Consider the following 22087-nt stretch of genomic DNA (forward strand, 5'->3'; position numbering starts at 1 on the left):
TTGATGCAATTCTCTCATTTACACTGTCATACGCAATACTCTCTCTTAGATGGAGCTTCTAAAATTTCTGGACTTTTTGCTAAAGCAAAAGCTGATAATATGCCTGCTGTTGCCATAACAGACCACGGTAATATGTTTGGTGCTTTTCAGTTTGTGGCTGAAGCCAGTAAACACGAAGGGGTTAAACCCATTGTTGGCTGTGAGTTTTATGTAGTGGAAGACCGTTTTAAAAAACAATTTTCTAAAGAACAAAAAGACAAACGTTATCATCAATTGATGTTGGCCAAGAATGCCGAGGGCTATGCAAACTTGGTAAAGTTGTGTTCTTTAGGTTTTATTGAAGGGCTTTATGGTAAATATCCGCGTATTGATAAATCACTTATTCTGCAATATCACAAAGGTTTAATTGCTACAACTTGTTGTATTGGGGCATCAGTGCCTCAGGCAATTTTAAGAGGTAGCGAAGAGGAGGCTGAAAAAGAATTTAAATGGTGGTTGGATATTTTTGGAGAAGACTATTATGTAGAAGTACAAAACCACCAAATACCTGACCAATTAAAATGTAATGAGGTATTACTAAAATTTGCTAAGAAATATAATGTCAAGGTAATAGCATCAAACGATTCTCATTACTTAGATCAAAAAGATGCCAACGCTCACGATATTTTGTTATGTATCAACACTGGCGAAAAACAGGCTACGCCTACTTACAAAGATGTTGATGATGGCGAATCGGTAAAAGGAAAGCGTTTTGCATTTTATAATGACGAATTTTATTTCAAGAATACACAGGAAATGACCAAACTATGGTCGCATATTCCTGAGGCGATTGATAATACCAATGAAATCGTTGGTAAAATAGACACGTTGCGTCTGAAACAAGATATCATGTTGCCTAATTACGAAATCCCACAGGGTTTTGTTAATCAGGATGATTACTTAGAGCACCTTACGTGGGAAGGTGCTAGAAAGCGATATGGTGAAGCTTGGGAAAGTATTGAAGTAAAAGACAGACTGAGCTTTGAATTACATACCATTCGTACAATGGGCTTTGCGGGGTACTTCTTGATTGTATCAGACTTTATCAGGGCTGGTCGAGAACTTGGCGTTTTTGTAGGACCTGGTCGTGGTTCGGCTGCTGGTTCGGTAGTGGCTTATTGTATCGGTATTACCAATATCGACCCGATTAAGTACAACCTACTTTTTGAGCGTTTCTTGAATCCCGACCGTAAATCAATGCCCGATATTGATACGGATTTTGACGATGAGGGTCGCCAAAAGGTAATTGATTATGTGGTTGAAAAATATGGTAAACAACAAGTAGCCCATATCGTTACTTATGGTACAATGGCGGCTAAAATGTCCATCAAAGACGTTGCTCGTGTGATGGATTTACCGTTGAATGAATCCAATGAATTAGCCAAATTAGTACCTGATAAGCCCGGAACGAATCTTAACCGAGTAATGAATGCTCCGTTAATTGGTGAAAAGTCGTTAGCCGAAAAAGAACAATTCCAAGCAGAAGATATTGAGAATGTTAAAAAACTTCGTGAAATCAGGCGTGAAGGGTCATTGCGTTCTAAAGTATTAGAAGAAGCGCTCGTTTTAGAGGGTTCAGTACGTGGTACGGGTATTCACGCAGCTGGTATTATTATCGCTCCAAAGGATTTAACCGAAATCCTACCTGTTTATTCTTCTAAAGAGGTAAACTTATTAATTACGCAGTTTGAAGGAAAAATAATTGAAGATGCGGGTGTAATTAAAATGGACTTTTTGGGTTTAAAAACCTTGTCTATTTTAAAAGAAGCTTTACGATTGATTAAACAAAACCACGGGATAGATATTGATTTGGATAATATTCCACTTGATGACGTCAAGACGTATGAATTATATCAAAGAGGTGAAACCAATGCAACTTTCCAGTTTGAATCCGCTGGAATGCAAAAACATTTGCTCGATTTAAAGCCCGATCAGTTTTCGGATTTAATTGCCATGAATGCCTTGTATCGCCCAGGTCCTATTGCTTATATTCCAAACTTTATTGCCCGTAAACATGGTCGAGAGGAAATCGCTTATGATTTACCCGATATGGAAGAATATTTGGCGGATACTTATGGTATTACTGTCTATCAAGAACAGGTGATGTTGCTGTCGCAGAAATTAGCAGGTTTTTCCAAAGGAGACGCCGATGTACTAAGAAAAGCGATGGGTAAGAAAGACCGCTACACGCTTGATAAAATGAAAAGCAAGTTTGTGGATGGTGCCAAAGAAAAAGGACACCCTGAAGATAAGCTTAATAAAATCTGGACAGACTGGGAAGCATTTGCACAATATGCTTTTAACAAATCGCACTCTACTTGCTATGCTTTTGTGGCATACCAAACAGGTTATTTAAAAGCGCATTATCCGTCAGAATACATGGCTGCGGTAATGTCTAACTCACTGGGTAACATTGATAAAATTACATTCTTTATGGAAGAATGTAGGCGTATGGGCTTACCTGTATTAGGGCCTGATATTAATGAATCGTATCGTTCATTTGCCGTTAATAAAAAAGGGGAAATTCGTTTTGGTTTAGGTGCTATTAAAGGGACTGGCGATGCAGCGGTAGAGAGTATTATTGAAGAAAGAGATAAAAATGGTGCTTACAAAGATATTTTTGATTTTGTGAAAAGAGTAAACCTTAGAACGGTTAACAAAAAAACGTTGGAAAGTCTGGCTTATGGAGGAGGTTTTGATTGCTTTGACAATATTCACAGGGCTGTTTATTTCGCTGATGTTGAAGGAAGTAATTTTATAGAAAAAATTATTCGTTATGCCAACAAGGCTGTGGAAGTTGCTGCTTCTGCCCAAGGTTCTTTATTTGGAATGCTTGGAGACGGTGGCGGTGGAGACCTCGCAACGCCTAAAATCCCTTTGATTGAAAAATGGGGACAAATGGAAAAACTGAAGTTTGAAAAGGAAGTGGTCGGAATTTATATTTCGGGTCACCCATTAGATGAATATCGCTTAGAGCTAGAAAGCTTTTGTAGCTGTACGCTAGACAGAGTAATGGAACCTATTTTCAAAGGAAAAGAAGTTTCTGTAGGGGGAATTGTCACTAAAGTTGTCGAAAGGTACTCAAAGAATGGAAATCCATTTATGCTTTTTACATTGGAAGATTATAACGGAAGCTATGAGTTTGCTTTATTTGGGGAAGATTTTGTGAATCTTTCCAAATACATTGCTACTGATAGATTCTTATATATAAAGGGACAAATTAAAAACCGTTGGGGTCGACCAGACGAATGGGAATTTAAACCTGTCTCTATTCGATTATTATCTGAAATCAGGAATTTATTCTCGAAAGAGTTAAAAATTAGTATTGGCTTACAATTAGTTAATTCTATTTTTATTGACCAATTAAACAAGTTAGTATCTCAAAATCAAGGTACTTGTAATTTATCCGTTATGGTCTATGACCCAGAAGATAAAGTGGAAGTAACGATGCTTTCAAGAAAAAATAAAATTTCACCAAGTAATGAATTCCTCAATGAATTACAACTAATGCAAGGAGTAACGTATAAACTTAATTAAGTTGTGAATGAGTGAATTGTGAGTTAGTGATACTGAAAAGAATCTTCTTTAATATTTTCTAACTAAAATCACTCATTCACAATTCACTAACTCACAATTATAAACCTCATGCTTAAAAAATTATTTATTTTTACTTTACTAGCCTATTGCACTTGGAACTGTAGTTCTGGGAAAAAAGCCCTTGAACAAGGCAATTATGATGAAGCCGTAGAAACGGCTATTAACAGATTGCAAAAAAGTCCTACCAATACAAAAGCTCAACAAGTATTAAAACAGGCTTTTCCTGCTGCACTCAATTTTCATTTAACCAAAATTGAAGATTGGAAACACTCACAAGAAAATTTTCGTTGGGAACGTGTGGTGGCTGAGTATCAACAGATTCACCATTTAGCTGATGATTTAGTAGCTTGTCAAGCTTGTTTAAAAGTAGCAGGTACACCCAAAAGGTTTTATGATGCATTACAAACTGCTAAAATTTTAGCAGCAGATGAACGATTCGCTGAGGCGCAATCTGCACTAAGCCAAGCCAATAACAATCGTAATGCAGCCAAAGATGCTTTCAATAATTTTTCGGTAGTCCAAGAATTAGTACCTACTTATCCTAATATTAAAGCCAAATTGGATGAATCGTATGAACTTGCCAGTATTGATGTTGTTGTTGAGCAAGTAAGCGTTAATTCTCCTACTTATGCTTTAAGTAATGAGTATTTTCAGGGAAAAATCAACGAATTTCTACGTACTAATCCTAAATTAAATCAATTTGTGCGTTTTCATGCCCCTGAGGAGGCAGAACAAAATAAATTAAAGCCCGACCAAATCATTCATTTACAATTTGATGACTTTATTGTAGGGCAAACCTATGTGGAGACTAACACCAATACTGTAACAAGTAAAGACAGTGTGAAAGTGGGTGAAACGACAGTAAATGGAAAAAAAATAGCTGTTTATAATAAAGTAACGGCTAAATTGACACAATCTAGAAAAGCGATTACGTCAAAAGGAATATTAGATTTTCAGGTAATTGATTTTAAAACCAAACAAAAAGTTTATCAAGATAAAATAGCAGGAGAATTCGTTTGGGTAAATGAATGGGCAAATTTTAATGGCGACGAAAGAGCTTTAACAAAACAACAACTTAGCCTTACTAGAAACAAAGAACTCTTGCCACCTCCTCCACAGCAATTATTTACTGAATTTACCAAGCCTATTTACGACCAAATTACTAGAAAAATAAAAAAATATTATGAAAATTATTAAAAATAATAGCATTAATCATTTGAATATCAACAGAAAAGCTTAAAACCTTTTTGTTTTACTAAAACATAGGAACTAAGATGTTAAAACATTTTGTTTTAACTTTGAGAAAAGAAATTAACTTAATTAAAAAATAAAATGGGAAAATACGTAGTAGCAACCGATGATAATTTTCAAGAATTAATCAATTCAGATAAACCAGTATTAGTAGATTTTTGGGCAGAATGGTGTGGACCTTGTAAAATGATTGGACCAATCGTTGAAGAATTGGCTGGTGATGTAGAAGGACAAGCTATTGTAGCTAAAATGGACGTTGATGCAAATTCAACTGTTCCTTCAACATTAGGAATTCGTTCTATTCCTACATTATTGATTTTCAAAAATGGAGAATTGAAAGAAAGATTAGTAGGTGGAAATATTCCAAAAGCTGTGTTATCACAAACTTTGTTGAAACACGCTTAGTTTTTGAGTTTAGGGTTTATGAGTTTAAAGTTCATAAGTCTAATGTTTATGAGTATCTAAATTGAATTAGCTTGTTCATAAATAACATAACGAGAAGAGGTCAAATTGATTTAACAATTTGACCTCTTTTTAATTTCTATCTATACTACACTATTACTATTATCTTACTGAATTTAAACTGCTAAACTTTGTACTCATAAGCTTTAAACTCATAAAGGCCTAAATGCTCTCTAAAATTACCGCACAAGCTTTCCTAATTTGCTCTTCGGTAATAATTAAAGGAGGTGCAATTCTCATTGAATTATCACAGAATAGAAACCAATCAGTTATTATTCCTTTTTCAATAGCTCGGTCGATAATAGGCTTCAATGTATCAAAATCCTCAAACTCAACCGCCATCATCAATCCTTGATTTCTTACTTCTTTGATTTTTTCATGCACCAATAACGATTTGAATAAAGTAGCTTTAACCTGCACTGATGCCAAGAGATTTTCTTCCAGAATCACATTTAGTGTAGCTAATGACGAAGCACAACTTACTGGATGCCCACCAAAAGTAGTAATATGCCCCAGAATAGGATTGTTTTTAAATACACCCATTACTTCGTGATTGGCAATAAATGCCCCTATTGGCATCCCTCCTCCCATTCCTTTAGCACAAAGTAAAATATCTGGATAAATACCAAATTGTTGAAATGCCCAAAAAGTACCTGTTCTGCCAAAGCCCGTTTGTATTTCATCTAAAATCAACAGCGTTCTAGTTTCTTCACAGCGTTTTCTTAAGGCTAAAAAATATTCTTTTTCTGGAATCCTTACCCCTGCCTCTCCACCGACAATTTCAATAATCACGGCAGCAGTTTTTTCTGTAATCAATGCAATATCCTCTATTACTCCATGTCGGATATTTCTAATGCTAGGCAAAAGCGGGCGGAAATTTCTCTTGAAATTCTCACTACCTGATAGTGATAATGCTCCTTGGGTAGCACCATGATAGGCATTAAAGCACGAAATAATTTCTTGTCGCCCCGTAAAACGCTTTGCCAATTTCATTGCCCCTTCTACTGCCTCCGTCCCAGAATTAGTAAAATAAACATTATCTAAAGGTTTTACATTACTTTCAGTAGGCGTCAATGTTTTTACCAACGCCTCCGCCAATTCTACTTGTGGGGTTTGCACATATTCTCCATATACCATTAAGTGCAAGTATTTATCTACTTGATTTTTAATGGCTTCAACCACTTTAGGATGACGATGTCCCACATTTGACACCCCAATACCTGAAATTAAATCCATGTATTGTTGCCCATTTTTTCCATACATATACACTCCTTCAGCTTGCTCTATCTCTAAGGCTAATGGAAAATCAGACGTTTGGGCAACATTTTTTAAGAATAGTTCTCTATGTGTAATCAAGATTTTGTATTTTTAGTTGATAAGTATTTCTAATAGCTTTAAGCAATAAGCCTAAGCTGAGAGATTTCAGTAAACACAAAATTACAATTCATTCATCATTTAACTAACTCCCAAATGAAAAAACACTTTTTACTATTATTAGTACTATTATCGTTCTGTTCTTTTGCCCAAGAAAAGACAGATTTGAAAAGTATTCAACAAGCCAATGCCATAATTCCTTCCTCTTCATCAGTTCCTGCTCCAGTCGTTACCAAACACCAAACTATTATTAATGGTCAGCCCATTGCATACACCGCTACTACGGGTTATATGACTTTGAAAGACGAAGCTGGTAAACCAAAAGGCAACATTTTCTTTATTGCCTATACGAAAGACGGTGTAACAGACATTACCAAACGCCCGATGACCTATACTTTTAATGGCGGCCCTGGGTCTGCATCAGTTTGGCTTCACATGGGTGCTATTGGACCAAAAAGAATATTGATGTCGGATAAAGGCGATGCCTTAGCTCCACCTTATAAATATGTTAACAACGAATATTCATGGCTGGATAAAACTGATTTGGTATTTATTGACCCTATTAATACTGGTTATAGTAGAGCAGTAAATGGCGAAGACCCTAAACAATTTTTAGGATATGTAGAAGATATCGAGTCTGTAGGAGAATTCATCAGATTATACACAGTAAAATATGGTCGTTGGTCTTCTCCCAAGTTCTTGGCTGGCGAAAGTTATGGTACTACTCGTTCTGCTGGACTTTCGGGTTATTTGCAAGATAAATTCAATATGTATATCAATGGTATTTCTTTGATTTCTTCGGTATTAAATTTCCAAACCATTCTATTCGATAAGGGAAATGAATTGCCTAATATTCTATATGTACCTACTTACACAGCCATGGCTTGGTATCACAAAAAAATTGCGAAGGAATATCAAGGGGATTTACAGAAAGCCTTGCGTGAAGCCGAACATTTCGCTTTAAACGAATATGCTACTGCATTAATGAAAGGTGATTTATTACCAGAAGATGAAAAAAAACAAATTGTTCAAAAACTCAGTAAGTTGACGGGTGTTTCAGAGGCATTTATCCAAAATGTCAATTTACGCATAGAAATCAGCCGTTTTACCAAAGAGTTATTACGTAGTGAAGGCAAAACTGCTGGACGTTTAGACGGACGATTTACTGGAATTGATTATGATGATGCCGGCGAAAGATACGAATTCGACCCAAGTTTGGATGCTACGATCTCAGGACCCTATTCTACGACAGTAAACAACTATTTACGTCAGGATTTAAAATATGAAAATGATTTGCCTTATTTGATGCTGACTGGCAGAGTACAACCTTGGAATTATAATAATGTACAAAACAAATATTTGAACGTAGCCGAAACGTTGCGACAAGCAATGGCTAAAAATCCTTATTTGAAAGTATGGATACCTTCGGCTTATTATGATTTAGCCACACCCTATTTTGCGGCTGAATATGTGGTATCACACATGGGTTTAAGACCAGAACAACGTAAGAATATAAAATTCACCTACTTTGAATCTGGACACATGATGTACATCCACAAAGCATCATTGATTAAACTTAAAAAAGAAGCAGATGAGTTTTATGATGAAACTTTAAAATAATCAGAAGTATCATAAGCACAAGATTGGTCAACTTTTTAAAAGTTGACCAATCTAAAATAACTACTATAAAAGAAATAGATTTAATTACTATACTTGTCTAGCCATTTTGCTTTCAATGTTGCTCTAGCTTCTACAAATTCCTTATCTGTTCCCTGTGCAATAGCATCTAATGGAAAACGTAGTGGACGAGTACCTTCTTCCATTTCCACTAAAGCCAACACTCCATCAGCAATTGTTTGAGGATTCATATTGAATTCAGCTAATTTTCCATAAAATGCTGCACCTAAAGCATTAAAGTCTTCATTAGCTTTTTCACCATATTCTGCTACAATATCAGTTTTATCGGCTGGCAAACCTGCTTTACTTCCATTAGTCATTTCTGTAGGATATACGCCAGGTTGAATACTTACATTTTCAATATTAAATTGTCTTAGTTCATCTTGTAATCCTTCTGTTATGCTTTCTACGCCAAATTTTGATGCTAAGTAAGGAATCATAAAAGGCAATGTATGTCCACTTGCTCCAGAAGTAATATTGATAATCAATCCACTTTTTGCTTTACGCATACTTGGCAATACTGCTTGATAAGTCCGCAAAACACCGTAAAAATTTACTTCAAACATCGCTCTGATTTGGTCTATAGAATAGCCCTCTAATAAACCAAATCCTGATACTCCTGCATTATTGACCACTACATCTATTTTGCCATATTTGGTCAATACTTGTTCAAAAGCATCTTTTACAGAAGTATCATCCGTAATGTCTATTTCTACTACTTCTACATTATCCAAAGCCGAAAGCTCTTCAGCAATTACAGCATTCTTAGTTTTTGTTCCTCGCATTCCTGCTATTACGGTATAACCTGCTTTAGATAAAGTAATGGTCATAAGCTTTCCAAAGCCTGTACTTGTTCCTGTAATGAAAATTATTTTGCTCATTGTCTTAATTTTTTATGTTAATTTATGATACAAAATTGCACCAAGGCAGTACCTATTTCCATTGATAATTAAAGGAAAAAAATCTTGATAAATGTCAAGAGAATTTATTTTTGAAGTGCCTGTTTTCTGATTCTACTGATTGTTTCAGCAGAAATACCAAGATAAGAAGCAATCATGTGCTGTGGAACACGATTCGCAATGGAAGGAAATTTGGAAATAAAATTATGGTATTTTTCTTCGGCAGAGAAGGTAATATTAGCGTGTATTCGTTCCTGCATTACCACAAAACGTCTTTGCAGAATGTCATTTACAAAATCATTAAAGACAGGAATAGTTTTGCAAAGCATATCAAAATCATTTTTCTTGATTAAGATTATTACAGAATCTTCTATCGCATCAATATTATATTTTGATGGCTGTTCAGAAGTCAGGCTTTCTCTATCTCCCGACCAATGATTTTCTATGGCAAAATTCATAATATGCTCAAGCCCTTTATCATCTACAAAATACGTACGCAAAAAGCCTTCGCACACAAATGCATTAAATCGCCAGACATCCCCTTCTTGAAGTAAATATTGTCGTCGTCTTAATTTTTTAACTACACTCACCGATTCTATCAAGTTATAATCTTGTTCGTTCAAGGTAATTCTTTCTGCTAAGTATTTCTTAAAATAGGCAAACATGGGTAAGAGTTGTGAGCGGTCCGCCGCCAAGGTTGTGAGTGATGAGTTTTGAGTTTCGAGCAGTTCGCTAATTTTATTAAAGATGCGGATTAACGAGTGAAATTTGCTAAGAATAGTTAACTTTAAAAGTCAACTATTCTGCAATGTTCGTTGATAAAATCCAGAAGTCCTTTATTATTTTTTCATTTCAATTATTTTCCATTGACTATTAGGTTCTTTCTCCAAATAGACATTCACTTCTATTTCCTTTTGATTTCCAATAACTTTTATTTGAAGGTCAGCTTGTCCATGTCCATTAGTAATATTTACATTACCTGTAGGGAACATTCCGTATTCTTTTATTCCTCCAATTTCTGTTTGAATTTCCTTATTTTGCTCTATGCCTATAATTGACATTTTATAAGCATCAGTTTTTTTAATAGTACTTACAGAAAGTAATAAAACAATTACAAAAAATAAAATGAAAGTACCCAATACGGCAAGAATACGTATAATTGTCTTAGGTTTATCGGGATTTCTAATTACAATTGTTTTTAATACTTTATCTCCCAATCTTTTTTTAACATTACTAGTAGCCAAAACAATAAATTCTACTGGCCAAATAATTAGAAATAGATTCCGTAAAAATAATCTACCAAATGAAGGTACAATATTAGAATCTTCTTCATCTCGAACCATTATTCCCATTATCCATCTTCCTATACTTATACCATTTACACTATCTTTTGCAAAATAAAGTACAAAGATTAAAAGCATTACAAATGACATTGCTATTGTTATATCATTTAGACTATTTTCATTCATAAAGTCTGGTCCCAATGTTAGAAAAAAAATTAAAACTCCTATCGTGGACATTACAAAATGATCAATCATAAAGGCGGCTATTCTTCTTTTTCTAGATGATAGAGTTACATACTCCTTAAAATTTAGTGGCATAATAAATGTTTTTAGGGTTATTTTTTATTTCGATTTAATGGCTTACAATATAGTAATTCCATCTTTAATTTAAATATTTAATTTTCATATATTGAAACACTCATTCTACAAACACAAAAAATCCGCCCAGAGCCTGAGCGGATTTTTTTGTAATTGAAACCTATCTAAAATTTTACACAGCAATATATTTCAAGAATTCAGCCTTAGTAGCTTCTTCAGCAAATTTACCACCATAAAAACTTGTAATAGTAGTTGATGTATCATCCTTCACTCCTCTTGACGCTACACAAAGGTGTTTGGCATCAATCATGATGGCTACGTCTTCTGTGCCTAAAAGCTTCTGTAATTCTTTGGCAATTTGCATTGTCAAACGTTCTTGTACTTGTGGGCGTTTGGCAAAATGCTGAACGATACGGTTTAATTTAGATAAACCTATCACTTGTCCATTCGCGATGTAAGCCACATGGGCTTTTCCAAAAATGGGTACAAAGTGGTGTTCGCAATTTGAATAGAATGAAATGTTTTTTTCAACTAACATCTCATTGTATTGATATTTATTTTCAAAAAGAGCCACAGAAGGCATATTCTTAGGGTCGAGACCACTAAAAATCTCCTTTACATACATTTTTGCTACTCTTTTAGGCGTACCTTTTAATGAATCGTCTGTCAAATCTAATCCCAAAGTCTCCATAATTTGCTTGAAGTGGTATTCTATCTGAGCCATCTTTTCATCGTCAGTCATATCAAAAGCATCATCACGCATAGGAGTATCTACCGACGTCATGATATGCTCATCACCGATTTCTTCATCCGTAAACCTAATTTTATTATTGTTATCAACTAACAGGGTATTCAACAAAGTTTCGTTCGGTTTCATATAATCTAATTTTAAGGTCAAAGTTTGAGTTGATTTTGGGTTTTAGTTTGTCATAAATGACGATAGCGATGTTTTCAGCTGAAGGATTGATGTCTTTGAATTCTTCAGTATCTAAATTCAAATTTTTATGGTCAAATCTATCTAAAATTTCAACTTTGACAAGTTCGCTCAAGACTTTCATATCCATCACATAACCAGTTTCAATGTCTATTTCACCAGTTACCTGTACGATTAAATCATAATTATGCCCGTGATAATTGAAATTATTACATTTTCCATAAACACGTTCATTTTTCTCATCCGACCAATTCGGATTATTCAGTCGATGTGCGGCATTAAAATGCTCCTTCCTAAACACCGACACTCTTTTTGGCATCATATTATCTTTGATTTTTTTAAAATTCAACTTTTAATTAGTCATACTTTTCGACTAATTATGGTAAGTTGGAGACAATCATGCGGAATTTAGTCTCAAAGTTTAAAAGCCGTCTGAAAGGTTGTCAGCAACACTCTTAAACTAAATCAGCGTAATGGTATTCGTAATTAATAACAAGAGAACGTTTAAATTTGTTTAATTAATTACAAAAAAGATTAAACAAATATTCATCGTGTTTATTTAGAAAATTCTTTCTTACAACAAATATCTTAAAATTATCAGCAATCAATTACTGATTTGAAGGCTTTCAATAAATTATTTGTCAATCTTTCTTTTGAAGCCACAAATTATGATTATTTTTCTCGAAATTATTTGTTAGGTTAGAAACATCATTTTTTGATTTTGAGTTCAAATAATTTAAAAGGAACTCTGCAATGCTTACTAAAACACTATCTTCAAATTAAAAAAATGCAAAGACGCAAGTTTATCCAATCAACAGCTCTGGCAAGTACGGCCGCACTGACTATTCCCAATTTTGTATTTGGTGCTAAAGAAGATGAAAAAAAGGTTCGCCTTGGTTTTATCGGTGTGGGTCTCAGGGGAAGGAATCATTTAGAGATGGCAATGTATCGTGATGACGTAGAAATTAACGCCATCTGCGATATCGACCCTAATGCAATTGCTATTTCTTTAAAAATGTTGAAAGATAAAGGTCGAAAAGAGCCTGCTATATATCAAAAAAACGACCATGATTTTGAGAACATGGTAAAACGTGATGATTTAGACGGAATCATCATCGCTACTCCTTGGGAATGGCACGTCCCGATGTCTGTTGCTACGATGAAAGCTGGCAAATATGCAGGCGTGGAGGTATCCGCAACGGTTACCTTACAAGAATCTTGGGATTTGGTCAATACTTTCGAGAAAACAGGTTCGCACTGTATGATTCTTGAAAATGTGTGCTATCGCCGAGATGTGATGGCTGTATTAAACATGGTTCGTCAGAATCTTTTTGGTGAAATAGTCCATTTACAATGTGGTTATCAGCACGATTTACGTGGTGTAAAGTTTAATGATGGTAAACAACCTTATGGCGGTGGGGTGGAATTTGGAGAAAAGGGTTTTTCTGAAGCTAAATGGCGTACACAACATTCTATAGATAGAAATGGTGATATTTATCCTACGCATGGTTTAGGGCCTGTAGCAGAAATGATAGATATTAATCGTGGTAACAGATTCCTTTCTTTGACCTCTACTGCTACCAAATCAAGAGGTTTACATGATTATATTGTAAAGAAAGGCGGTGCCGACCATCCGAATGCTAAAGTAAAATTCAAATTGGGTGATGTAGTAACAACAGTCATTAAGTGTGCCAACGGAGAAACTATTTTGATTACACATGATACTAATTTACCCCGTCCTTATTCCTTAGGATTTAGAGTACAAGGCACGGAAGGCATCTGGACAGAAGATAACAAATCTATTTACTTAGAAAGCTTGGCGAAGAATCATGACCGTTGGGACCCTTTCAAGGAATATCAAGATAAATACGACCATCCACTTTGGAAAACGCATGCCAAGGATGCTGAAAACGCGGGTCATGGCGGGATTGACTACTTTGTATTAAGGGCTTTCGTAGAGTCTGTTAAAAGAAAAGTAGCACCTCCAATTGATGTGTATGATGCAGCGGTGTGGTCTGCAATTAGTCCATTATCAGAACTTTCAATTGCTAAAAATTCAGCTTCTATCGAAATTCCAGACTTTACTAGAGGAAAGTGGAAAACCAACAAGCGTATCTTTGGATTAACAGACGAATATTAAATATAATTTGAAGATTTGGTGATTTGAAAATTTGAAAATGATGTTTTCTTTTTAAAAAATGCTGAATGATAGTTATGATAAACGATTGATTAGCAATTTTTTAAAAAATCAAAGAGACCAAAACACATTTTCAAATCTCCAAATTTTCACACTTTCAAATTAAAACACTATTTTTGCAGTAATTAATTACCGACCATCGATGAGTAATAAGATTAAAGTATCAACACCAGGCAGAATATGTCTTTTTGGTGAACATCAAGATTATCTAGGACTGCCAGTAATTGCAGCCGCAATTTCTAAAAGAGTAAACATTACTGGCGAAAATAGGAACGATGGGAAGGCAATTTTACATTTACCCGATATAGATTCAGAAATTAGTTTCGATATCTATCCAGAATTACCTTATTTGCATAAAAGAGATTACTTTAGGTCAGCTTTGAATATATTACAGCGACAAGGATATTCTTTTAAAAAGGGATTAGAATGTACTGTAGAAGGCAATATTCCAATTAATTCGGGCACATCAAGTTCATCAGCATTATTGGCCAACTGGATTCATTTTTTATCCAGAATAGCCGATGAGCCTAATCCATTATCAGCTAATGAGATAGCGGAAATAGCCTATCATGCGGAAGTGGTAGAGTTTAAGGAAGCTGGAGGAATGATGGATCATTATTCAACGGCCGTTGGCAATGTAATATATTTGGAATCGACGCCTAAGATTTATGTAGAAACGCTCAAACCAAAATTTGGCAGTTTTGTACTCGGAGATTCACTAGAACCTAAAGATACAGTCGGTATTTTGAAAAGAGTAAAGTATGGTGTATTGGAGGCTGTAGAAAAAATCAAAAAGGAGTATCCAGATTTTTCATTGTTTAGCGTTACACAAGAAGACGTCAAGGCATTTGTTAAATTGTTGAATAATGAAGAATTAGATTTGATAAAAGCCAATATTGATAATCGTGAAATTTTGATTGAAGCCCTCGCATTATTGAAGGCAGAAACATTAAACCATGAAAAATTTGGCGAATTATTAAATCAACATCAATTAAATTTACAAGCATTATTAAAAATATCAACTCCTAAAATTGATAGAATGTTAGCCGCAGCCAAAGCCTCTGGAGCATTAGGAGGCAAAATAAACGGTTCTGGTGGTGGTGGATGTATGTTTGTGTACGCCCCAGAAAACCCCGAAGCAGTCGCTAAAAGTATTGAAAATGAAGGAGGTAAAGCTTATATCATTCAGATTGACGAGGGTACAAGCTTAGAAAATTAACCCAACTAGCAAAATAAAAAATCTTTAAATGGCAAAATTACTAATCATGGCGGGCGGAATGTCGTCAAGAATGAAAAAAGCAGAAGGCACAGAAACGTTAGATTCTACATTAATTGAACAAGCAAACACACTTCCGAAGGGAATGATTGGTGTAGGAAAAGATGGTCGCCCATTTATGGATTATTTAATTTATAACGCACATCGTGCTGGTTATACAGAAGTATTGATTTTAAAAAACCCAAAAGATAACGTTACCAAACCTTATTATGACCAATTGGTAGCCGACAACAAGGCTTGGGGAATTACTTTTAAATACGCCACACAACAAATTGCTCCAGACCGCGAAAAACCTGCTGGTACTGCCGATGCCATTCAACAGGCATTAGAACAAACCCCTGAATGGAAAGGCGAACGATTCACTGTATGTAATTCTGATAATTTGTATTCAGTTAAAGTACTTACCTTGTTGAAAGATTGTCCTGTACCCAATGCTGTGGTTTCTTATGAAAGTATTGCTTTGGGCGTTGCTCCAGAAAGGGTAAAAGCTTTTGCTGTAATCAAAGCTGATGAAGAGGATTATTTGATTGAAATCATCGAAAAACCAAATGATGAACAAATAGAGTCTGCCAGAGATAAAAATGGTAAGATTGGTGTAAATATGAACGTATTCCATTTTTATTATGATGATATTTTGGAATATGTAAGCAAAGAACCATTTAATCCAGTTCGAAACGAACGGGAATTGCCAAGTGCTGTCATGAAAATGGCTAAAGAAAACGCTAAGAAAGTAATTACGGTACCTGTAGAAGAAAACGTACCCGACCTTACGTCAAAAGGAGATATTTCTATTGTTCAGAAATATTTGGTAGATGAGTTTGGAGAGTTTTAAGCGATAAATTTGAAATATGATTAATTTGAAAGTGTTTTATTTCAAATTTAATATAACCATTCAGCCCCGATAAACGTTTTAAGTTTATCGGGGTTTTTTGTATAAACTCAAAAGTAAATTACAGAATCTTGTATCTTTGCATAGAACAATTCAATAATCCATGTCAACTACTCAAACTATCAATAGCCTGATTGAAAATGGCAACCGCTATGCCAATTCATTAACTGAATATTCTCGTAGAAAAACGATAACTGTAAACGTTGGCGATGTACCTATGGGTTCTGATTATCCTATCAGAGTACAGTCTATGACAACCATTGATACGTTAGACACCGTTGGGTCAGTTGAGCAAACCATCAGAATGGTAGAATCTGGCTGTGAATATGTGCGTATTACGGCACCATCAGTAAAGGAAGCACAGAATTTGGATAATATTCGCAAAGAGTTGAGAGTAAGAGGTTATAGCGTACCATTAGTTGCTGATATTCACTTTACGCCAAATGCTGCAGAATTGGCAGCAAGATTGGTAGAAAAAGTAAGAATCAATCCGGGAAACTATGCTGATAAAAAACGTTTTGAAACGATAGATTATACCGAGATTGGTTATCAAGTAGAATTAGATAGAATCAGAGATAAATTTTTACCATTGGTAAATATTTGCAAAGAATATGGCACTGCAATGCGTATTGGTACAAACCACGGTTCATTGAGTGATAGAATTTTGAGTCGCTATGGCGATACACCACTAGGAATGGTAGAATCGGCCTTGGAGTTCTTGAGAATCTGCGAAGATGAAAATTATTTCAATATCGTACTTTCCATGAAAGCATCGAACACGCAAGTAATGGTAGAAGCTTACAGATTGTTGTGCAAAAAACTAGCAGAAGAAGGTCTAAAACCCTATCCTTTGCACCTAGGCGTAACTGAAGCAGGAGAAGGTGAAGATGGAAGAATTAAATCGGCTGTAGGGATTGGTACTTTATTAGAAGACGGTCTGGGAGATACTGTAAGAGTTTCTTTAACGGAAGACCCTGAATTCGAAGCACCAGTAGCCAAAGCACTGATTGACAGATATACCCAAAGAAAAGAAAAGTCAACACCAATTTCAGCTTACACTCCCAACTCAACACTCAATACTCAACACTCATTCGATTCTCCTATCAATCCATTTCAATACTTTAGAAGACATACGCATGAAGTAGCCAATTTTGGTGGACATAATGTACCTAGAGTAATTGCAGATTTTTCTCAGATAGAAGTTTCAGAACATGATGATTTAAAACCAATCGGACATTTCTATTTACCATTGCCAGATAAATGGACAATGAACGATTTGGGAGCTGACTATATCTATACAGCCAATAACCCTGCAAAATATATGTTGCCTATGGGGTTAAAAGAAATTTTAGACGCTCCTGCGTGGGATAAACAAACTGATAAAGTAAATAAATTCCCTTTGTTTACTTTAGAACAATATCAAACACAATTATACAGGCATGATTTTTTAAACTTTTTAAGTATCAATTTATCCAATTTAGATACCTCAGTTGTTGAGCAAATCAAAGCTGACAAAACCCTTGTTTTGGCAGTAGAAACAGATAACGAACACGCTATGCCAGCGTTACGCCGTTTGTTTTTTGAATTGATAGCACAAAATGTAAGTACTCCAGCAGTGTTGGTAAGAAAATATGAAAACCTTCCTGAAAGTGATTTTCAACTATTTTCAGCTACTGATTGTGGAGGATTGTTGATTGATGGTTTTGGTGATGGAATATTATTAAAATTGCCTAATTTATCAGAAAAAGCTGAACTATTAACGAAATCAAAAAGTTACAATTCAACAGCCTTTGGTATTTTGCAAGCAGCCCGCACCAGAATGAGCAAGACAGAATATATATCTTGCCCTTCGTGTGGTAGAACGCTATTTGATTTACAAGAAACTACTGCCTTGATTCGTAAGAGAACAGAGCATTTAAAAGGTGTAAAAATTGGTATCATGGGGTGTATCGTAAATGGGCCTGGCGAAATGGCAGATGCTGATTATGGATATGTAGGGGTTGGAAAAGATAAAATTGCGCTATATCGTGGGCAAAATGTGGTAAAAAAATCGGTTCATGCTGATAATGCAGTAGATGAATTGATTGGGATTATCAAAGAAGATGGTATATGGTTTGAACCAGCAACATCTTTAGAGGCTGTTTTCGAATAACTTTATCTGTTTGTATTAATCATTTTTACCAATAGTAGCGATACTGATACCATTATAAACACAAGACAATGTCAAAATTAAAAGACCAATTCAAATTAGGAGAAGCATTTGGATACTTCTTTAGAATATTCAGTAAGCCTGATCCTTCAAAGCCTACTAATTTTAACATTAAAACGATGCACGTCATCAATAAAATATCAATTCTGATGTTTTTGATATGTGTAATTGTAATGATTTACAGAGCATTCTTTAGATAATTGCACAATGAATATTGAAGAATTCAGAGATTTTTGTTTGTCGATGAAAGGAGTAACAGAAGAATTACCCTTTGGACCTGATACTTTAGTGTATAAAGTAATGGGTAAAATGTTTGCATTGACGGGGCTTGATACAGAGATTTTTACTGTAAACTTAAAATGTGACCCTGACAGAGCGATTCAATTACGAGAAGAGTTTCATTATATCACTCCAGGGTATCACATGAACAAAAAACACTGGAATACCGTAAACGGAGATAATGCATCTACAACACAATTAAAAGAACTTACTGAACATTCATATCAGTTGGTTGTTTCAAGCTTACCTAAAAAAGTACAAGTAGAATTTCAAAATTTATAATTGTATGGAGTGGTTATTATTGTTTTTCTTCCTGCCATTTGTACTGACCATGATGTTTTTCAACTGGTTGGAGGAAAAGCTATTTAAGTTTCGTGACCGTGAAAAATTAGAAGAAGGCGAAATATTACTTCATGAAAATAAATTTGTTGAAGCACAGTTATTTTTCACTGAAAAATTAAACCAGTTTCCAAAATCTTCTAGAGCTTACTTTTACAGAAGTAAAGCGAACTTGATGCTAAAAAATTACTTCTCGGCATTATATGATATTGAACAATCGATTTCTTTTGATAATACCGTAGGTGAAGCTTATGTAATCAAAGGAAAAGTGCTTTATAAATTAAAAGAATATGATAGAGCCTTTCTGGAATTTGATAAAGCTGATTGGTTCTTTAGAAGTGAAAATCCCGAAACCTTACGGTGGCGAGGGATGGCGAGATATTGCATTGGTCAAATAGAAAATGCCATTAATGATTTCAACAAAGCGGTATTATTAGGCGACGAAGATGCCGCCTATATACTAAGAACAAAGTTTGAGTATATCAAAAAAAGAGGATAAAAAGTATCAAAATTAATGAACTCAAAATGATAGCTGATTTAAAAAATCACTCATTCACCAACTCACTCATTACTTATAAATCAAATACTTTTTTCTCATCGTTTTGTATTTGGATAATTGTGGCTCCCAAGAATCTTGAATTTCTTTTACGCTTTGTCCTTCAATAATCTGTTTTCTAAATTCAGAATTACCTACTAGTACATCAATATTCAACATTTGGTCACTCTGAGATCTATCAAAAAACTTATCTTTGAATGGATAAGCCTGATAAAAATCTATCATCCATTGAATATTGATTCTTTTACTTTTCCTAAGTAGCTCAATATCATAGTTTCTAAAATCTATCCCGTAGCATTCATTATCCATGTGTAAAGGCTTTTCGCTCATGCCTTTAATACTTACGGGCTTAAAAGTAAAGCTATAAGTACCTTTCAAAGCAGGACTCCCTAATACTGTAAAAGGGAAATACGTACCCCTCCCCTGACTAATAATAGTGCCTTCAAACAAACACATAATTGGATAAAGCATTACACTTTGTTGTGTATTAAGATTAGGCGATGGTTTCACAGGCAAGGTATAAGCATCCTCATGCGTATAGTTTTTCACTGGAATGATTTTTAATTTACAAATCATTTTGTTCGCTAACCAACCTTGACCATTTATCATCTGTGCAAACTCTGCTATTGTCATGCCATGGGCAATAGGAATCGGAAATCTACCCACACCAGACCTTAAACTCATATCTAAAATAGGACCATCTACTAAATACCCATTAGGATTGGGTCTATCTAAAATCAACAGATCTTTGTTATTCTCTGCACAAGCTTCCATCACATCACGCAAAACGTTGATATAAGTATAAAAACGGCACCCTACATCTTGAATATCAAAAATCATTAAATCGACATCTTTGAGGTCTTCAACAGATGGCTTTCTTTTTGAACCATATAATGAAATCACTTTGATGCCTGTATTGGGGTCTTTTTCATCACTGATTACTACCCCAGCACTAGCATTCCCTCTAAAGCCATGTTCAGGGCCAAATACTTTTACCACATTAACACCAGAAGCTACTAGGCTATCCACCAAATGTTTTTTGCCAATAATACTGGTTGGATTAGCCAGAATACCGATACGTTTACCTTTTAAATAGGGTAAATATTTATCGGTCTGCTCTGCGGCTGTTAGGATTGGTTTGGGTTTAGCTACAAATGAGAAGTTACCTTTTTCAATTGAATTAACCTGTAAGCCTGTAAAAAGACTTAATGTTGAAATAACGAATAATATCGAATGAAATATTTTCATGTTTTTTGATGAAGTGTTAAAGCAAGGTAAAGGAAATAGACTCAGGTTGATATCATCTCTCCATAAAACAAACACTACCCCCTACCCAGTCAAAATCTTTATTAAAGCGTACTCCAATCATTTCTCCTCTTGAAAGGCGGGCTAAATTGCTTAATAGTATTGGTCTAGCGTCATCTTTCTGCCAGATATAAAGCATCCTAATTTCACATTTTACAGCACTGCCATCAGTCGTTTGTATGACAGGCTCATATTTTACTTTCTTTTGTAAAATATAATTCTCAGGGTCCATAATGGATGTTAAATCGCTTTCAGAAATATTAATTTTCACCCCTGTTCCTGCAAAAGAGAAAAGTGGTTTTAATACATAGTTGGATAAATTTTCAGGAAACTTGCCTGCATAATCACTCAAAAATCTACATTCAGGAATATAAGGATTATTCAAAAATGGCATGGTGTATTTACTGATTCTGAAAAACCAATTTGGATGTCCAACCCAGTCTACATCAACATCATCAGTTAAACTAAATGCTGTTTGTAAATCTGGGAAGTTTGTTAAGTCATCAAAAATCAAACGGTTGTATATTCTATGAATAGGCGTTTTCACTCCATCATTGATATAAAATAGTTTTCGTCCTTCTTTGATGATTTTAGTAAGACACACAGCTTTAACACCAATGAGCTTTTCGGTTACTTCAAAATCAACCTTTGTTTTTTGTTTCTCAGGATAAATCTCTAAAAGGATAACATTTTCAAGTTGCTCATCGCCGACTACTAGCTTTTTAAAAGCTTCAACGTATGATTTTCTATCAAAATCATTAAACAAAAAATCATAATTGTCAGGAATGTTGTAATGCTTTTGAAAAGTTTCAGACAATAAATACTGAAACCCAAACAATGAAGGGAAACCTTGTAGTTCTATCAACTGTGGTACAAACTCGCCTAGGTTATCCTTACAAACTGCAAAATCAATGGCTAAGAAAGAGGTATGTTCATTTTCATTAGGCACATTTTGTTCGGCTGGTATAGCGTTATCAGTCTTCGCCTTAAAATCATCTCCTGCTATTACATCAATGATACTTTCGCAAGTACTTATGAGTTTATCTTTCAAAGATTTGGGGACAAAAACAGGTGTTTCTGCTACTCTAAACTCGAGAGAGTCTTGCGTAGCATTGTTTAAATCTGCCAAAAACTCTTGATACTTTACTTCAGAAAAGGATTGATTAAATGAAGCTCTGATTTCTTTTTGCATAACAAGGATAT

The 22087-nt window shown here is 34.8% G+C and carries 19 protein-coding genes; 11 read left to right on the plus strand and 8 right to left on the minus strand.

What is annotated here, in order from left to right:
* Nucleotides 1-3 precede the first annotated feature (3 nt).
* From dnaE to trxA, 3 genes are all read left to right on the plus strand, one after another.
* Nucleotides 4-3576 (plus strand): DNA polymerase III subunit alpha, encoded by a 3573-nt coding sequence (gene dnaE / locus J2Y60_RS20360; RefSeq protein ID WP_309916618.1) that lies wholly within the window; start codon nucleotides 4-6, stop codon nucleotides 3574-3576.
* 108 nt (nucleotides 3577-3684) lie between these two features.
* Nucleotides 3685-4833 (plus strand): hypothetical protein, encoded by a 1149-nt coding sequence (locus J2Y60_RS20365; RefSeq protein ID WP_309916621.1) that lies wholly within the window; start codon nucleotides 3685-3687, stop codon nucleotides 4831-4833.
* Nucleotides 4834-4968: 135 nt separating this feature from the next.
* Entirely contained in the window at nucleotides 4969-5292 is a 324-nt protein-coding gene (gene trxA / locus J2Y60_RS20370; protein WP_309916624.1) for a thioredoxin, read from the plus strand.
* Between the two features lie 219 nt (nucleotides 5293-5511).
* On the opposite strand, the gene J2Y60_RS20375 is transcribed toward trxA, so the two are convergent.
* Nucleotides 5512-6702, minus strand: a complete 1191-nt coding sequence (locus J2Y60_RS20375) for an aspartate aminotransferase family protein (protein WP_309916898.1) — start codon at nucleotides 6700-6702, stop codon at nucleotides 5512-5514.
* A 117-nt stretch (nucleotides 6703-6819) separates the two neighbouring features.
* Between J2Y60_RS20375 and J2Y60_RS20380 the strand changes: the two genes are divergently transcribed.
* Nucleotides 6820-8343, plus strand: coding sequence for a S10 family serine carboxypeptidase-like protein (locus tag J2Y60_RS20380; protein ID WP_309916626.1), 1524 nt, complete (start codon nucleotides 6820-6822; stop codon nucleotides 8341-8343).
* Nucleotides 8344-8423: 80 nt separating this feature from the next.
* Here J2Y60_RS20380 and J2Y60_RS20385 read toward each other — a convergent pair whose 3' ends face one another.
* From J2Y60_RS20385 to J2Y60_RS20405, 5 genes are all read right to left on the minus strand, one after another.
* A complete protein-coding gene (locus tag J2Y60_RS20385) occupies nucleotides 8424-9281 on the minus strand; it encodes an SDR family oxidoreductase (protein ID WP_309916628.1) in 858 nt (285 codons plus the stop codon).
* A 104-nt stretch (nucleotides 9282-9385) separates the two neighbouring features.
* Entirely contained in the window at nucleotides 9386-9964 is a 579-nt protein-coding gene (locus J2Y60_RS20390; RefSeq protein ID WP_309916631.1) for a Crp/Fnr family transcriptional regulator, read from the minus strand.
* Between the two features lie 174 nt (nucleotides 9965-10138).
* Complete coding sequence (locus J2Y60_RS20395) at nucleotides 10139-10900, minus strand: cytochrome c oxidase assembly factor Coa1 family protein (RefSeq protein WP_309916633.1); 762 nt, start codon at nucleotides 10898-10900, stop codon at nucleotides 10139-10141.
* A 172-nt stretch (nucleotides 10901-11072) separates the two neighbouring features.
* Nucleotides 11073-11777: a GTP cyclohydrolase I FolE gene (gene folE / locus J2Y60_RS20400; protein ID WP_309916634.1), complete on the minus strand. Its 705-nt coding sequence runs from the start codon at nucleotides 11775-11777 to the stop codon at nucleotides 11073-11075.
* Nucleotides 11737-12156 carry a 6-carboxytetrahydropterin synthase gene (locus J2Y60_RS20405; protein ID WP_309916637.1) on the minus strand — a complete coding sequence of 140 codons (420 nt, stop codon included), beginning with the start codon at nucleotides 12154-12156 and terminating at the stop codon, nucleotides 11737-11739. Before J2Y60_RS20405 ends, folE begins: the two co-directional genes overlap by 41 nt.
* Before the next feature lie 465 nt (nucleotides 12157-12621).
* On the opposite strand from J2Y60_RS20405, the gene J2Y60_RS20410 reads away from it, so the two are divergent.
* The 7 genes from J2Y60_RS20410 to J2Y60_RS20440 all read left to right on the plus strand — a co-directional run bounded on the left by J2Y60_RS20410 (nucleotide 12622) and on the right by J2Y60_RS20440 (nucleotide 19522).
* The gene (locus J2Y60_RS20410; protein WP_309916640.1) at nucleotides 12622-13974 is read left to right on the plus strand and encodes a Gfo/Idh/MocA family oxidoreductase; all 1353 of its coding nucleotides are present in this window, start codon (nucleotides 12622-12624) and stop codon (nucleotides 13972-13974) included.
* A gap of 199 nt (nucleotides 13975-14173) precedes the next feature.
* A complete protein-coding gene (locus tag J2Y60_RS20415) occupies nucleotides 14174-15250 on the plus strand; it encodes a galactokinase family protein (RefSeq protein WP_309916642.1) in 1077 nt (358 codons plus the stop codon).
* Nucleotides 15251-15278: 28 nt separating this feature from the next.
* The gene (locus J2Y60_RS20420) at nucleotides 15279-16139 is read left to right on the plus strand and encodes a sugar phosphate nucleotidyltransferase (RefSeq protein ID WP_309916645.1); all 861 of its coding nucleotides are present in this window, start codon (nucleotides 15279-15281) and stop codon (nucleotides 16137-16139) included.
* A 160-nt stretch (nucleotides 16140-16299) separates the two neighbouring features.
* Nucleotides 16300-18348, plus strand: a complete 2049-nt coding sequence (ispG, locus tag J2Y60_RS20425) for a (E)-4-hydroxy-3-methylbut-2-enyl-diphosphate synthase (protein ID WP_309916649.1) — start codon at nucleotides 16300-16302, stop codon at nucleotides 18346-18348.
* 68 nt (nucleotides 18349-18416) lie between these two features.
* A complete protein-coding gene (locus J2Y60_RS20430) occupies nucleotides 18417-18605 on the plus strand; it encodes a DUF6728 family protein (protein WP_309916651.1) in 189 nt (62 codons plus the stop codon).
* A gap of 7 nt (nucleotides 18606-18612) precedes the next feature.
* Nucleotides 18613-18966 (plus strand): MmcQ/YjbR family DNA-binding protein, encoded by a 354-nt coding sequence (locus J2Y60_RS20435; RefSeq protein ID WP_309916654.1) that lies wholly within the window; start codon nucleotides 18613-18615, stop codon nucleotides 18964-18966.
* 4 nt (nucleotides 18967-18970) lie between these two features.
* Entirely contained in the window at nucleotides 18971-19522 is a 552-nt protein-coding gene (locus J2Y60_RS20440; RefSeq protein WP_309916657.1) for a hypothetical protein, read from the plus strand.
* A 69-nt stretch (nucleotides 19523-19591) separates the two neighbouring features.
* Here J2Y60_RS20440 and J2Y60_RS20445 read toward each other — a convergent pair whose 3' ends face one another.
* On the minus strand, nucleotides 19592-20827 hold the full coding sequence (locus J2Y60_RS20445) for a DUF1343 domain-containing protein (protein ID WP_309916658.1): 1236 nt from the start codon (nucleotides 20825-20827) through the stop codon (nucleotides 19592-19594).
* Between the two features lie 52 nt (nucleotides 20828-20879).
* Complete coding sequence (locus tag J2Y60_RS20450) at nucleotides 20880-22076, minus strand: hypothetical protein (RefSeq protein ID WP_309916660.1); 1197 nt, start codon at nucleotides 22074-22076, stop codon at nucleotides 20880-20882.
* Nucleotides 22077-22087: the final 11 nt, after the last annotated feature.

It is taken from the genome of Arcicella sp. BE140, from assembly GCF_031456255.1.
Lineage (GTDB): Bacteria > Bacteroidota > Bacteroidia > Cytophagales > Spirosomataceae > Arcicella > Arcicella aquatica.